Origin of the sequence: Paenibacillus andongensis, assembly GCF_025369935.1 — a bacterium.
In the GTDB taxonomy this organism is placed as follows: Bacteria; Bacillota; Bacilli; order Paenibacillales; family NBRC-103111; genus Paenibacillus_E; species Paenibacillus_E andongensis.
The window spans coordinates 5,834,444-5,850,036 of sequence record NZ_CP104467.1 but is presented as its reverse complement, the minus strand read 5'-3'; the positions used below and the strand labels follow the sequence as shown (position 1 = coordinate 5,850,036).

Genomic DNA, 15,593 nt, shown 5'->3' with positions numbered 1-15,593 from the left:
AAAACTCGACCCCCTTTTAAAATATATATACCTTAAGACCCACGGCCCGTTGCTGTGGGTCTCTTTTTGCGTTTTGACGTGCATAGCCTAAGAATTTTTTGTATTTGTCGGGAATCCGACATTTTATCACGTTGTCATGTGGTAATATATTAATAACACATCGGAATACTCGACATTAAAATGTAGCATCCAAGGAACTTGGCAAAGGGGGTTTCACATTTGGATCAATTGAATGAACTGGCGGATCTTCAGGAAAAGGACCCTACCAAGGAAGTCATGATTGAAGCATTTCGTAAACATGGGGCTATCCATACCTATAGGAAAAATGAGTTTGTTTTTCAAGAGAATGATCAACCAAGTGGGGCTTATTATGTCGACTCGGGATTAATTAAGATTTCCCAATCTTCTGAAGAGGGGCAAGGGATTACCTTATTTCTACGCTATGAGGGGGACATATTCGGGAATGCGGAAATTTTGACGAACATTCCTCGGAAACGTTATGCCAAGTGTTTAGTAGAAAGCCAAATCATTACGCTTGACGGGCGGAAATTTCTTGAATTGTCTAAGGAAAATGCCGAGTTTTCCTATTCTGTTGCCGTTCTCGGAGCTCGCAGACTTCTACAAACACAGAAGATGGTGGAAACGCTCATATCCCGCCCTGTCGCTTGGAGATTAGCCTGGTTCCTCATGCAGTTGGGCAAACCGACGGATGTAAAGCTTGAGGTTCAGGTGCCGCTCAGTCATGAAGAAATCTCTTATGTCATTGGCTGCAGCAGACAAACCGTCACAGAAACACTCAATAAATGGCGCGATAAGGGACTCATCGACTACGCCAAAAAGAAGATCGTTATTTTTCATCCGAACCGATTTTTCACAGACATATGACGGAGATTGGCCTGGAGGGGATTCAAATGATTACGATAAACAATGTGAATAAATCCTTTTCGCAGCGGAAAGGCACTACCTACACGGCGTTGGATCACATTTCGCTCACGATTAAGAAAGGGGAATTCGTCTCTGTGGTTGGCCCTTCAGGCTGTGGGAAATCAACGCTTTTGAATTTGATTGCAGGGTTTGAAAAGGTGAGCAGCGGCACCATTACCGTGGGTGGGCAAAAGGTTACGGCCCCGGGGGCTGATCGAATCGTTGTTTTCCAAGAGCACGGCCTGTTTCCATGGCTTACAGTTCTCGATAATGTCGCTTTTGGTTTGAAGCAAAAGGGGTTATCGAAGAAAGAACGCTATACACTCGCTTTAGAGCAAATTAAAGCCGTTCATTTGAGCAAGTTTGTCGATCGTTATCCTCACGAGCTATCCGGAGGGATGAAACAAAGAGTAGCTATTGCCAGGGCGCTCGTTATGGATCCCGACATCCTGTTGATGGATGAACCTTTTGCGGCCTTGGATGAACAAACGCGATTTATTTTACTGAAGGATTTGGAAGAAATTTGGCTGAAAACAGGTAAAACGATTTTGTTCATTACACATAACATTCGCGAAGCCGTCATTTTGTCAGATCGGGTTATCGTGATGGCGACGCAGCCAGGCAGGGTTAAGAAGGAATTTGCCGTACAAGCAGCGAGACCACATCAAAGCGGCGATCCGCTCATCCATGCCTTGGAAAATAAAATTATGGAAGCTCTGACGGATGAGCTCGAGAAGGTAGTCAGAGAGGAGCTTGGCCATGAATACAGCCTTAAGAAGAACCCTATTTCTAATTCTTCTGCTGATCATATGGGAGTTGGGATTTAGAGTTTTTCAGTGGGGGTGGAAGTTTCCTTCTCCTCTCCAAACTTTTCAAGCTTTCTATGATGGCTTTACGCAGGGGCATCTCCTTAACGCGATTGCAGCTAGTCTTCGTCGCTTACTCATTTCATTCGCTATTTCAATTGGGCTAGGGACGATTTTGGGCTATTTATTTGCACGTTATCGGTATTTTGACGAAACCTTTGGTTTTGTGGTTGTTGCCCTGCAGACGGTTCCGAGCATAGCGTGGCTTCCTTTTGCGATTATTTGGTTTGGGCTTAATGATACTTCCGTCATTTTCATTACAACGATAGGTGCGACTTGGACGATGTCCATGGCGAGCAGGACGGGGATTTTGAACATTTCACCGATTCATCTGAGAGCTGCGCAAATGCTTGGAACAGGCAGCGGTTACCGATTGTTCTTCCAAGTGCAGCTGCCGGCGGCATTTCCCCATTGGATCACGGGGATCCGTGTGGCTTGGGCTTTTGCTTGGCGGGCTCTTGTAGCTGGGGAGCTTATTGCCAAGGGAGTCGGTCTCGGGCAAATGCTGCAGGATGGGCGCGGCCTTGGGGATACGGCATCCATTCTGTGTGTGGTTATCATTATTGCCGTTATTGGCACGATTTCAGATCATTTCTGTTTTAAACAGCTAGAGGATAAAATCGTGCTTCGCTTTCAGCTTAAGAAATAATCGGCGTTTCATCGAACAAATAAGGGGGAATTATTTTGAAAAAATTAGGTTGGGTCATGAGCTTGGTATTAACCGTATCACTGTTATTGTCAGCTTGCGGACAGAGTAAAGAAGCAGCCTCAAGTGCTGCCAGCACGACGGTGAAAATTGGTATTTTGAAAAATGTGACACACGCTCCGGGATTTGTAGCGCTGCAAAATAATTACTTCCAGCAAGGCTTTGGCCAAAATGCCAAGATTGAAGTCACGGCTTTTGACAACGGAGCGGACTTCGCAACGGCAATTGCGACTGATCAGATTGATCTTGGTTATGTAGGTCCTGGACCGGTCATCAATCAATATTTGAAAAGTAAAAATATCAAGGTGATCGCTGGAGCGAATAACGGTGGAGCTGTATTGGTGGCGCGTAAGGATGCCGGCATCCAATCGGTTAAGGATCTCGTTGGTAAAACCGTAGCTGTTGCGGCCAAAGGTGGCACGCCTGATCTATCTCTTCGCCTGCTGCTGAAACAAGAAGGACTCAAAGTATCCACTGATACTTCCGGTGTGCAAATCGTTACACGTGCTCCAGCGGATACCTTGGTTGCGATACGCCAGAAAGAAGTGGACGCTACCTTAATTGCAGAACCTTGGGGGACTCAAATCATTCAAGAAGGTTCAGGAACGATTCTCGTAGATTGGAATAAAATTCCGCCAAAAGACGGGAATTATCCCTTAACGATTCTCGTAGCGAGCGATAAATTTCTCAAAGAGCACCGTGATTTGGCCAAGAAAGCCGTGAAAGCAAACAGGCAAGGTATTGAATTCATTCAGCAAAGTCCAAGCAAGGCCTATGGTCTGATTAGCGATGAATTGAAGCAGTTAACTGGCAAAGGGATGGATCCGGCGCTCATTAAAGCGGCCATCGATCATTTGAAACTGACAGAAGATATCACCTTAGATGATATTAACGAGCAGGCCAAAGCCTCATTTGATGCTGGATATTTAAAAGTGAAAGCGGAAGAACTGGACTTCAGCAAATTTCTCGATGTAACGCTTTTGAATGAAGTGAAAAAAGAAAAATAGTAGATTACTTAGGAGGTCATTCATGTGCACATACAACCGCAGGAAAACCTATTGCCGGATTTTCATGAGCATATCAAAGTAGTGATACTAGGCACAGGTACACCGAGGGCCTTTTATGGGAGAGCCAAAGCAGGTGTCGCCATTCTCGCAGGGGATAAAACCTTTCTATTCGATTGCGGTGGCGCGACCGTTGACCAGCTGATTAAGGCGGGGATCATGCCGCAGCGGATTTCGGATGTCTTTTTCACCCATCATCATAGTGATCATAATTCCGGATTTTTCGATGTATTCATTACGAGCTGGCGTACACATGTGATCGCGGATCGGGTATTTGAGGGGAGAAAAGGTCCCATGAACGTGTACGGGCCAACGACGACGAAAGCGATTATTAGTAAAATGAGAGAGTCTTTCGATTTCGACGTGAATCTTCGGGTGAATTATAATTTCTCAGCCGGGGCAGGGGCGGACATTCAGTATTTTGAAAGCAACGATGGTGTTGTATATGACCAGGGTGGTGTTAAAATTACTGCTTTCGAAGTGGATCATAAACCTGTTTATCCAGCTAATGCTTATAAATTTGAATTTAATGGAAAATCGGTTGTCATTTCGGGGGATACGATCCCTGTTGAAAATATGGTTAAACATAGTCAAGGTGTCGATTTACTTGTGCATGAATCTTACAATAAAACGTGGCTGGATGCGCTTATTGCCAAATTCCCGGAGCAGACGATTGGCTTATCCAATCCTGCGAAGTATCATTCAACTACGCTGGAAGTTGCTGAGATCGCCCGAGCAGCTAAGGTTGCCCATCTGGTGCTCACCCACCATATACCTGCGCCTGCAGCTAATGAAGAGGCCGAGGCTGATTACACGGAAGGCATGCGGGACATCTACTCGGGTCGAATCACTATGGCCAGAGATTTAATGGTATTTGATCTTTGATAGTCATATGGAAAAGCCGCCTCGAGTATTGGCTCAGGGCGGCTTTTTCGATATAAATCATTGATATGTTTTTGGTTTTGGATAAAGAGAAGCTTTTGCAGGATGAATGACCGCGCTTATTTTGGCGTGATATTTATTCCTTCCGCTTATAGAACAATCTAGAAATACCAACGCCAATAGCTCCAAGTCCGATAAACAGAATAGCGCGAACGGCAGTAGATACATCAGGTAAATCGATGAAAATAATTTTGAGTAAGGTAATGAATAAGAAGATGATGCCAACTAGATTTGCTTTAGGCTTTTGGACAATGAGTCCAAACATAATGAGTAGAATGGCGTAAACAACCCAGACTGCTGAAAGTATCAAATGCTGGTAATCGTAAGAGAGCGCTCGTGTCAGTGAATTAGTGAGTTGTGTGAGATAAACAAGTAAGAATATTAACTCCATCCATAATAGGAGGAGACTGATTTCAGTTCGTGCGCGGCCTTCATCCAGCGTTGCACGGAAGAAGGCATATAATCCGCCAATCGTTGCCACGAGTACAAGCCACGCAAAGGATTCGGCGGATAGTAGATCACGTAACGGATGAGTTAGGACGAACAACATCCCAATGAAATAAGTGATAGTCCCGCTAATTTGCTGCAGTTTGCTTTTGAATTTAGCTCCTAAACATAGCGCAATTGCACCCTCTATAAGAACGGCGGAGCCGGCTTGATCTGCGTGCAGCACATAGATGAGCCAAAGGAAAACGCTGAACGTTGCAATGGATAGATGAACGAAAAAGGCTCTCTTTTGACGATACAGCCAGAAAGAAGTACCGCTATAGAGAAGTGACCATATCGCTAGCATCCATTCGTAGAAGATACGATCTTTTGAACCGCCATATAGGCCGTACGTCCACGACGCGAGTAGGCCGAAGCTTAGGAATAAAGCAGTTCGCTGTCCAATCAGGCTGTCTTTGGAACGGAGAACAGATATCGCAAAAAGAAGCAAATGCTGCAAAATAACGACGGTAAGGATCGCAGGTCGACTGCCCAATTCATGAACAAACAGCGTTGAAAAGAGTAAGGGAAGATGTAGAACTCCAAACGCAGTAAAATAAGCGCCGCGAAAGGAATAACGTAATGATAACAGGATCATGAGCATTGAAAATAACCCTTCATAGCCTGCAAATACCCAAATATTCGGTTTGGCGGAGTTGACTAGGAAAGGCACTAGATAACCGGCGATCAGGGTAATGATCATGAGTGTCTGTGAGCGGTGACGGACCGCCGTAAATACGCTTATAGCAATAGAAAAGACGTATAGAATGAACGCAAGTATGGACGGAATTAAGGCGAATAGCATATGCGCTGCGAAAAGAGATAGAATGAGGACCCCGCTGGACCCGCCGAGCAGCACTTGCCCCAGAGCCATTCGTTTGCGCCGAATTTGGACTTCTCCTTGCCAATACATGAAACCAGCGACGACGACACCCATGATGCAGCGAATAGGTTCGGTGATAATCCCCGCATTAACGGCTGCTGTAAAGCCCCATAGGACGCCTAACAGGAAGACGACGATGAAAATCCGCGGCAGCCAGACGCGAGCGATCAAATGCTCCCAATCTCTTGGGGGCGCCGGTTGCTTGATGGGTATTGTCACCTCATGCTGACGAGGCTCCTGCGCAGATTGCGGTTTTTGATCAAATGTTGGTTTCGTCGTATGTACTTGCTGAACTTGTGACTTAGTCGTTCTTTCAAGCAGGGTACTCAGTTGTTCTTCGAGTTCTTTGACCTTCAATTCCAATGCCTCAACGCGTAACTCTAAATTCATAAAAGCCCCCTTTTTTTATTGGGAAAGTCTAGTAAATGTTTCCCGACACCTATTTTGTTAACTATACTTTAAACCTAATCACGATGTGAAACAATTAGATAAGCCATATTTTGTTAATGAATTACGGAAATTTGGGAATAGTATGCATTAAATGGAATCACTAGGTGAGTGAATATGTTGAAAGACGTTAAAATATCCGTGCGCCAATTCGCTGTACTTGTGATGATATACACGATTGGGACTACAATCTTGGTTATTCCATCGGGACTTGCTGCTGATGCTAAACAAGATGCCTGGCTCGCCGCTATTATTGGGGTTGGCTTAAATTTGTTAATCGTATGCCTATACAACAAGGTTGGCGGTTATTTTCCAAACATGACCTTAACTGAATATAATGAAAAACTGTTTGGAAAATGGCTAGGGAAGATACTGTCACTATCCTTTATTTTCTTTTCTTTTGTCGGATCAGCCACAGTCTTGTTTTATATGGGGAATTTTGTGAACACACAAGTCATGCCCGAGACGCCGATTCAATTCGTTAATCTTATATTTGCCATAGTTGTTGCCATGGGAGTGCGTCTTGGACTGGAAACCATAATCCGAGCGGCAGAGATTTTTTTTCCATGGATCATTATGCTATTTATTATTTTGGTCGCTTGTCTTTTACCAGAGATTCAACTTGAAAAGCTGCAGCCTATTTTCTCAGTTGGAAGTAAACCTCTGATCAAAGCAGCTATATCCGTTGTTGGTACATCTGCACTTCCTTTTATCGTGCTGCTCATGGTGTTTCCGGCACATGTCAATCAGTACCAGAAAGCAAAAAAAGCTTTCCTGCTTGCTACCTTAATTGGCGGAGCTGGTTTCGTAATTATTACTTTTTTGTGTATATCGGTATTGGGAACTAAAATGACTGAAAGACATATGTTTCCAAGTTATGCTTTAGCCAAACAGATCAATATTGGTAATTTTTTGGAACGTGTTGAGATTCTTATAGCGGGGATATGGTTTCTAACGGTTTACTTCAAGACAACTTTTTATTTTTATGGTTTCGTTACAGGACTAGCTCAAATTTTGAATATTGAAGATTATCGCCCGCTCGTTTTACCGTTGGGGATGATTTTGGTTGTTTTTTCGCTTATTGTATATCCCAATGTTGCTTATATGGCGGAATTTGATACCAAAATTTATATCCCCTACGCTTTAACCATTGGGTTGCTGTATCCGATCCTCATAGTAGGGGTTGCTGCGATCCGGAAGTTAATGACAAAGAACTAAGATCACTTGAATAGGTGGTGATAACATGAATTTCATCAAAAAAATTCTTCTGAATAACTATACGCTCCCTACTGACACTAGGTCTAATCAGAATGGTTTATCGCTCTCAAAGGAATCACTTGAAGAGTCACTTGAAATTAACTTCGACAAAGTCAAGAAAGCATTTGGAAATAGTAACGATATCGTAACGCAGACCCTACTTCTGAATGGAGCAGATCCGATTCAAATTGGTGTCATTTATATTAACGGACTGATTAGTCCAACCTCCATTCAAACTCTGCTCACCGAAAATTTAAAAGTTGATTCAAGTGAGTTCCCGCTTAATGCTTTAAGAAATGCGATGAGCACACTCGGTCAAGTTAATGAAATTCACAATTTTGAATCCTTGCATCAGTCTATTTTATCGGGGTCAACGGTTATTTTGCTGGATGGCTGTGTACAGGGGTTGGCGGCGAATACGCAAGGCGGGGAGCATCGTTCCGTTGAAGAACCGACCACTCAATCTGTCGTTCGGGGACCCAGGGAAGGGTTTACTGAGCAAATAAGCACCAATGCCGCACTCATCAGACGTAAAATAAAAGACCCCAACCTATGGATGGAATCCATGACAATCGGGCGAGTAAGCAAAACGGAAGTCGCCATCATGTATATGAATGGCATAGTGAACGACAATTTAGTGACGGAAGCAAAAATGCGGCTCGGACGTATCGATATTGATGCAATATTTGAAAGTGGTAGTGTCGAAGAATTGATCCAAGACGAAACATACACCCCTTTCCCTACCTTGTACAATACAGAACGACCTGATGTAATCGCCGCAGGTTTAATGGAAGGGCGAATTGCTATTCTTGTTGATGGCACTCCCTTTGTACTTATGGCACCTGCTTTATTCACTCAATTTTATCAATCGGCTGAAGATTATTACCAACGCGCGGATTTTGCAACACTGCTTCGGTTTCTAAGGTATGCATGTTTTTTCATCTCATTGTTGGCTCCGTCTCTCTATATTGCCATAACCACCTTTCACCAAGAACTGCTGCCCTCCCCTCTTCTGATCAGTTTAGCCGCACAAAGAGAAGGAATCCCTTTCCCAGCTTTTATCGAAGCTGTCGTCATGGAAATAACTTTCGAAATCCTTCGAGAAGCTGGTGTGAGGTTGCCAAAGACTGTTGGACAAGCTGTTTCCATTGTAGGGGCATTAGTCATTGGTCAAGCCGCAGTAGAGGCAGGATTGGTGTCCCCTGCGATGGTTATTATAGTGGCCATAACTGCCATTTCCAATTTTGTTATTCCTTCATTCAATATGGGGATTACAATTCGGATTTTGAGATTTCTTTTAATGCTTATCGCGGCTTCATTTGGCTTGTATGGAGTTACTGTGGGACTTATCGCTATCGTTCTTCATTTGTGTAGTTTAAGGTCCTTTGGAATTCCTTACATGTCTCCAATGGCACCCTTTATCTTAGCTGATCAGAAGGATACAATTTTCCGTTTGCCGCAATGGGCATTACATACAAGGCCACGGCTTATTAGTCAAAAAAACAACATTCGAGAGAACAATGATCCTTCGAATAAGCCTGAAACACGACCCTAGATAAAGGAGTCATCGGTAATGCGAAGATATGTCATGTTATTTGTTGCCTTTTTGTTCATGATTGTATTACTCACGGGATGTTGGAGTCGGCGTGAGCTTAATGATCTCGCCATATCGGTTGGTATGGGTTTTGATAAAAAAGATGATCAAGTGCAGGTGACGATTCAAATTGTTAACCCCGGTGAAGTGGCTTCAAAAAGGGGCGGTACTGGAATAACTACACCCGTAAGCACCTTTAAAGCTACATCACAAACCATTTTTGAAGCTTTAAGAAAAATTGCCACACAAAGTCCAAGAAAGGTGTATTCTTCCCACCTTCGGATTCTTGTGATCAGCGAAGAATTGGCTAGAGAAGGGATTACGCCGATTCTGGATGGTATTTCAAGAAATCATGAAATGCGAACTGATTTCTATATCGTCGTAGCTAGAGGAACAACAGCAGAGAATGTATTAAATATTCTTACGCCAATCGAGAAAATCCCCTCAAATAAATTGTTTACCACGTTAGAGATGTCCGAAAAGGTTTGGGCGCCTACGGTAAAAGTAAGATTAGATTCTTTAATTTCCGATCTGCAAACAGAGGGAAAAGATCCTGTACTAACAGGCATACAAATTAAGGGCGATCCGAATGAAGGTAAGCTAAGGAACAATGTGAGCCAAACAGACCCTAATGCCATTTTACGATATTCGGGTGTGGCCATTTTTAAGAATGACAAACTTGTCGGTTGGCTTAATGAGAAAGAAAGCAAAGGCTACAATTATATTTTAGACCACGTTAAAAGCACGATCGGACATCTCAATTGTCCAGCTGGCGGCATTTTAGCCGTAGAAATAGTGCGATCTAAAACGAAAATGAGAGGAAGAGTGGATAACGGCAACCCGCAAATCATTTTAGATGTTTTTCTTGAGGAGGATGTGGGGGAAGTCCAATGCAAGATCGATCTTATCGATCCTCAAAGCATAGATAAACTGGAGAAAACAGCGCAAAAAGAGGTGGAATCTATTATCGAATCCGCTATTCAAAAAGCAAAAAAATATGATGCGGATATTTTCGGTTTTGGTGAAGCGATTTATCGCGCCGACCCTAAATATTGGAATAAAAACAAAGACAACTGGAAGGAGCAATTCTTAGACTTACCTGTACATGTGAATGCGCAAGTGAAGATCCGTCGTCTAGGGACCGTAAGCGATTCTCTGGTACAAAAAACAAAGGAATGATCAAAATGTGGACTATTGCTGCGATACTTTTGGCCGCTGCAGCTATCGCGATACTGGAGATTCCATCTCTTATGAAGAAAAGGCAGTATAAAGAATTCGTTATTGTTTGTTGTTTATTAATGCTCGGTACATTTCTGAGCATTGCTCAAAGTTTGCATATGAAGCTGCCTAACCCTTTAGATTTCATCACTTTTGTTTTTCAACCTTTTAGCAAGTTCATACTCGCTCTTTTGCAATGAAATTGGATAGAACGAGAGGAGGCACATAGCAACGAATGGAAACTGGCATTATTGGTATCCGACAATTTACTATTCTCGTCACGCTATTTACGGTAGGAAGTTCTATATTAATAAGCCCTGCCAGTCTAACGGCGGAAGCAAAGCAAAATGGATGGATAGCCGCCATTCTGGTCGTTTGTCTTGGTTTACTGACGGTCTATCTATATCATGCATTAGTAAGGCAATTTCCTAACCAAACATTGGTAGAGATGTGCGAGACCATATTCGGAATTTGGATAGGTAAAATAGTTTCCTTACTTTATTTCGGCTACTTCTTCCTCCTTGCTGCGCTTGTATTACGGAACATCGGCGACTTTATAGCAACTCAGGTTCTTCTAGATACACCGCTTCAGTTTATTATCATGATCTTTCTCGCAGTTGTCATTATGGCAAATTGGCTTGGTCTGGAAACTATCGCGCGTGCCGGGGAGATTTTTTTCCCTTGGGTTATGATTTTCTTTTTTGCCATGGTCTTTTTTTTGCTGCCGCAGGCTCGACTCATTCAACTCAAACCTTACCTTGGCGAAGGCTTTATGCCTATTATCAGGGCGAGCTTACCCTTTATCGGAACCCCATTTATGGAACTTATCGTATTATTGATGGTTATTCCTTTTGTAAATTGCGCGAAAGAAGTAAATAAAGCGTTTCTTGTAGGAACGGCAATAGCGGGATTATTATTGATTATCATCTCCCTGATATCGATTCTTGTACTTGGTGCAGGTATGACCTCAAGTCAAATGTATCCAAGCTATAACTTAGCGAAAATGATCAGTATTGGACGATTTCTAGAAAGATTAGAAGTCATTATGGCGGGAATCTGGTTTATCACAATCTTCTTCAAGCTTACGATTTGTTTCTATGCTTCGGCCCACAGTTTCGCTCAAATTATGAGGATGAAAGAAACCCGTCCCCTGCTCCTCCCTTTAGGGATGATTTTGATTGTTTTATCCATTGTTTCATACCCAAACACAAGCTATTTTCTTAATTTTGTTTCTAAAATATGGTTTCTCTATGCCTTCACATTTGGATTTATTATCCCTGTATGTATGATTGGTGCAGCCGTCATTCGAAAGAGAGTATAATTTAAACACAGATAACTATGCTACAATAGTCATAAACAACCATTAGGAGATGACACCACATGACAGAGCAGTTAAACGAGAAAGAGCTATTACAATTCATCGTAGACAAAACGAAGGCTGATCCTAAGCAAATTCAGTTGGTATTGAAGTATGAGAAGGATTTTATTGTTAAGGCAGAAGAAAATACCAAAGGGGAAGTTGATATTGACAGTGATGAGTTGATCGATCATATTCTGGGCAGACCTGATGTGAAATTGACCGAACTGGCGGTAGATACCGTTTTGGAAGCTGAGATGGACTATTTAATGAAAAAGGGATTTGCCGGATACATCGATTAATTATAAGGTAAAAAGGAAATGGACACCTCTGAGAAGAGGTGTTCTTTTATTTAACTTAAAAGTTAATTAAAAGACGTATATTGACAATATTAGTGCCTGGTATGATAATGATTTAAGAGTTATTTATGTTATTTAGTTAACTTTTGAATTAATTATATGGAGGCAATGATGACTGATGACCAACCAACCACGAGCTGAGTACCCTAGACCTCAATTTGTAAGAGACAGCTGGATCAACCTGAATGGCGAATGGGAATTTGAATTTGATGATGATCGTGTGGGCAGTAAAGAGAAGTGGCATTTGGGGAATAGAAAGTTATCCAAAACCATTCAAGTGCCCTTCGCATTTCAAAGTAAATTGAGCGGCATTGGGAGCAATGAATTTCACGATGTTGTCTGGTACCGCCGAGATCTAACTTTACCCGAAGCTTTCCAGAATAAACGGATTCTGCTTCACTTTGGAGCGGTGGATTACGAAGCATCGGTTTGGGTGAATGGGGTGCTGGTTGCTAGGCACGAAGGTGGGCATACCCCTTTCCATGCGGACATCACGGATGCGCTTCAAGCTGGAACGAACAAGCTGGTTGTCAAAGCAGTCGATTATAGCAAAGATGTTACGCTGCCGAGAGGAAAGCAGTACTGGCATACGGATTCCGCAAGTATTTTCTATACAAGAACGACAGGCATTTGGCAAACCGTGTGGATGGAAGCCGTATCTGCCGACGGCTACTTGGACAAAGTGAAAATTACCCCGGATATCGATGAGAAACAAGTGGAATTCCAATTCTTTATTCAGGGTTCTAACTCAAATGCCAAGTTGCAGTTGAAAGTAGAGATTTCATTCAAAGGAGAACTCGTTTCGGAAGATACCTATGGGATGAGAAATAGCTCTGGGGCGAGAAAAATTCGTCTGAATGATTTCAACGATCATGGACTCGGCGCATGGTGGACACCGGAAAATCCGAATTTATATGACGTCACCTTCACGCTGCTGGTTGATAATCAAACTGTAGATGTGGTAACTAGTTATTTCGGCATGCGTAAGGTATCCATTGAAGACGGTAAACTATGCTTGAACAACCGCCCTTATTTTTTGAAAATGGTTCTGGATCAGGGATACTTTCCAGATGGCAATTTGACGCCTCCTAGTGATGAAGCGATCAAGCAAGATGTTGAGTTAACGAAGGCAATGGGCTTTAACGGCGCGCGGAAACATCAAAAGCTGGAGGATCCAAGATTCCTCTACTGGTGTGATAAACTCGGATTGGTCGTCTGGAGTGAGGCGGCTAATGCATACGAATATACGGAGAAGTATGTTAGTCGATTCACGAATGAATGGATAGCTTCTATCGAACGCGATTATAACCATCCTTCCATTATTGCCTGGGTTCCCCTGAATGAGAGTTGGGGAGTGCCTAATATTCAAATCGATAATTTGCAGCAGCAGCACGCTCTAACCATGTATCATTTGACCAAGTCGCTTGATCCGATGCGTCCGGTTGTGTCTAACGATGGGTGGGAGTTAGTGAAAACGGATCTATTCACCATTCATGACTATGAGTGGCGTGAAGATGTGCTGGAAGAGCGCTACAGTTCTAGCGATAAAGCTGTTCATGCGATGCCAGCGAATCGCCGCTTATTTGTTGAGGGCTTCCCTTACGAAGGTCAGCCGATTCTGGTTACCGAATTTGGCGGTATTGCTTACAAGAAAAGCGAATGGGAAGGCTGGGGATATTCCGGGGCGGATAACGACGAGGATTATGAGAAAAAGCTGCGTGCCGTCATACGTCCTCTGCTAAACTCCGGCGTTGTACAGGGTTACTGTTACACGCAGTTAACGGACGTTGAGCAGGAAATTAATGGTTTGCTTACGTATGATCGAAAGCCGAAAATCCCAGTTGAAGTCATAAAAGCTATTAATGATCGTAAGTAATTGACATATATGGATTAATAGATATGGGAATCCTTCGGGGTTCCCTTGTTTGCTGTGAGATGGTGTATGTAGGGAAGCTATATTCATGTTGACAGAAGAAAATAAAGGGAATAATATTTACTTTGGATATGTCTAGTAGACATATCCGCAAGAATGAAATGGGGGTACATCATGCAGGACAAAATTATTCTTGGTTTGCTGCTGGACGGGGATAAGTCGTCCTATGATCTTAAGAAAAGCATGGAGGCAAGCACCGGATTTTTCTATAATTCCAGCCAAGGAAGCATACAGCCAGCCTTAAAGAAACTCGTTCAGAATGGGCATGTTCATTTAACGGAAGTGCGTCAAGGGGGGAGGAATAAGAAGGTTTACTCGATTACAGTAGAAGGAGAAAAGGAATTCCTGCGTTGGGCCGGTGAGCCTATTGCATTAGACAAACCAAGGGATCCGGCACTCGTCAAAATGTTCTTCTTCAACTACGTCGAAGATTCCAGAAAACTAGAGCTCATCGAAACGTACTTGAGTGAGATTGAAACGGTTCGGTCCACTTTGAAGATGTTTCAGCAAATGAATCGGGAACAAATCGGGAAAAACCAAGAGCTGCTCAACAACCCGAAAGTGAGAAGCCGGCTGGATACATTGGAATTCGGAAGTGATTATTATGATTTCTTGAAGGTGTGGTACGAGAAATATGTACAGAAAATAAAAGAGGAGCTGGGACCTTGAAAATAAAGGATAACAAGACGCTCAGGAACGTGATTATTTTCTCGCTTGTTGCGTTAAGCTGCGGCTGGATCGGACGGCTGGTTGATTTGCAGGCAGGAACGGATGAGAATGGCAGTCTGGGACAGTTGATTTGGATCGTTTCTCCCCTCCTGACGATGGTCATTATGCGCAGTTGGATGGGAGATGGGTGGAAAGATTTCGGCATCAACCCCCGAGTCAAAGGAAATGTGTTTCTCTATCTATTCAGCCTGCTATTCTTTCCCTTCATGACAATGTTGATTGTTGGTATCAGTTCAAGCTTAGGGTGGATGGATTTGTCCCCAATGTCTCCTCACTATTTAACGGCAGTCGGTATAGCTCTTATACCCAGCCTCATCAAAAACATGTTTGAGGAATTTGCATGGCGAGGCTATTTGGCTCCAAAGCTTTATACGCTTGGTTATCCTCGTTTTATTGTTCATATTGCCGTGGGGGTTATTTGGGGCGTGTGGCATTTTCCTTATTTATTTCTGTTCGTGGATACCACGGAAAGCATGATCACCTACATCCCTCGGATGATGCTTGGTGTAATCGTCATGGCGGTTCTGTATGGTGAGATTCTGCTGATGACTCGAAGCGTTTGGCCAGCCGTGTTCATGCACGCTACAGGAAATGCCTTCATTGATACGTTGATCCTGAATAAGTTCGTTCTCGTTCATTCGGAATTTAGTTATTTAGCTATGCCAAGTCCGGAAGGAATCATCGCCATTGTCTTTACGGTGCTTGCTGGTGTATGGATGTATCAAAGAAGAAAAAGAAGAATGCTTCGGCAAGGATCTTCTGGATTTCCAGTATAACCGTCTTAGTTAAAACGCAATCGCCGTCACCTCGATTAAGAGGCGAACGGCG

General features: G+C 43.1%; 15 protein-coding genes. 14 read left to right on the top strand and 1 reads right to left on the bottom strand.

All coding sequences use genetic code 11. From position 1 onward, the window contains the following. Positions 1-219 precede the first annotated feature (219 nt). Genes NYR53_RS26225 through NYR53_RS26205 form a run of 5 tightly spaced genes read left to right on the top strand, consistent with a single transcriptional unit; the run spans position 220 to position 4,445 of the window. Complete coding sequence (locus NYR53_RS26225) at positions 220-885, top strand: Crp/Fnr family transcriptional regulator (protein WP_261302048.1); 666 nt, start codon at positions 220-222, stop codon at positions 883-885. Between the two features lie 26 nt (positions 886-911). Then, positions 912-1,751, top strand: a complete 840-nt coding sequence (locus NYR53_RS26220) for an ABC transporter ATP-binding protein (protein ID WP_261302047.1) — start codon at positions 912-914, stop codon at positions 1,749-1,751. After that, positions 1,684-2,439, top strand: a complete 756-nt coding sequence (locus NYR53_RS26215; RefSeq protein ID WP_063870883.1) for an ABC transporter permease — start codon at positions 1,684-1,686, stop codon at positions 2,437-2,439. Before NYR53_RS26220 ends, NYR53_RS26215 begins: the two co-directional genes overlap by 68 nt. 35 nt (positions 2,440-2,474) lie before the next feature. After that, the gene (locus NYR53_RS26210) at positions 2,475-3,503 is read left to right on the top strand and encodes an ABC transporter substrate-binding protein (RefSeq protein WP_261302046.1); all 1,029 of its coding nucleotides are present in this window, start codon (positions 2,475-2,477) and stop codon (positions 3,501-3,503) included. A 24-nt stretch (positions 3,504-3,527) separates the two neighbouring features. Beyond that, complete coding sequence (locus NYR53_RS26205) at positions 3,528-4,445, top strand: MBL fold metallo-hydrolase (protein WP_261302045.1); 918 nt, start codon at positions 3,528-3,530, stop codon at positions 4,443-4,445. A gap of 133 nt (positions 4,446-4,578) precedes the next feature. On the opposite strand, the gene NYR53_RS26200 is transcribed toward NYR53_RS26205, so the two are convergent. After that, a complete protein-coding gene (locus NYR53_RS26200) occupies positions 4,579-6,261 on the bottom strand; it encodes a DUF2339 domain-containing protein (RefSeq protein WP_261302044.1) in 1,683 nt (560 codons plus the stop codon). Positions 6,262-6,435: 174 nt separating this feature from the next. Between NYR53_RS26200 and NYR53_RS26195 the strand changes: the two genes are divergently transcribed. The 9 genes from NYR53_RS26195 (at position 6,436) to NYR53_RS26155 (ending at position 15,541) form a co-directional block, all read left to right on the top strand. Beyond that, positions 6,436-7,536, top strand: coding sequence for a GerAB/ArcD/ProY family transporter (locus NYR53_RS26195; protein WP_261302043.1), 1,101 nt, complete (start codon positions 6,436-6,438; stop codon positions 7,534-7,536). A 25-nt stretch (positions 7,537-7,561) separates the two neighbouring features. Further along, a complete protein-coding gene (locus tag NYR53_RS26190) occupies positions 7,562-9,130 on the top strand; it encodes a spore germination protein (RefSeq protein WP_261302042.1) in 1,569 nt (522 codons plus the stop codon). 18 nt (positions 9,131-9,148) lie between these two features. Then, on the top strand, positions 9,149-10,348 hold the full coding sequence (locus NYR53_RS26185; protein WP_261302041.1) for a Ger(x)C family spore germination protein: 1,200 nt from the start codon (positions 9,149-9,151) through the stop codon (positions 10,346-10,348). Continuing rightward, on the top strand, positions 10,345-10,587 hold the full coding sequence (locus tag NYR53_RS26180) for a hypothetical protein (protein ID WP_261302040.1): 243 nt from the start codon (positions 10,345-10,347) through the stop codon (positions 10,585-10,587). The genes NYR53_RS26185 and NYR53_RS26180 overlap by 4 nt, the downstream gene beginning before the upstream one ends. Before the next feature lie 35 nt (positions 10,588-10,622). Then, positions 10,623-11,708, top strand: a complete 1,086-nt coding sequence (locus NYR53_RS26175; protein WP_261302039.1) for a GerAB/ArcD/ProY family transporter — start codon at positions 10,623-10,625, stop codon at positions 11,706-11,708. A gap of 59 nt (positions 11,709-11,767) precedes the next feature. After that, positions 11,768-12,046 (top strand): hypothetical protein, encoded by a 279-nt coding sequence (locus NYR53_RS26170; protein WP_261302038.1) that lies wholly within the window; start codon positions 11,768-11,770, stop codon positions 12,044-12,046. A gap of 175 nt (positions 12,047-12,221) precedes the next feature. After that, positions 12,222-13,979 (top strand): glycoside hydrolase family 2 protein, encoded by a 1,758-nt coding sequence (locus tag NYR53_RS26165; RefSeq protein ID WP_261302037.1) that lies wholly within the window; start codon positions 12,222-12,224, stop codon positions 13,977-13,979. Positions 13,980-14,150: 171 nt separating this feature from the next. Then, positions 14,151-14,705 (top strand): PadR family transcriptional regulator, encoded by a 555-nt coding sequence (locus tag NYR53_RS26160; RefSeq protein ID WP_261302036.1) that lies wholly within the window; start codon positions 14,151-14,153, stop codon positions 14,703-14,705. Beyond that, positions 14,702-15,541, top strand: coding sequence for a CPBP family intramembrane glutamic endopeptidase (locus tag NYR53_RS26155; protein ID WP_261302035.1), 840 nt, complete (start codon positions 14,702-14,704; stop codon positions 15,539-15,541). Before NYR53_RS26160 ends, NYR53_RS26155 begins: the two co-directional genes overlap by 4 nt. The last annotated feature ends 52 nt before the right edge of the window (positions 15,542-15,593 follow it).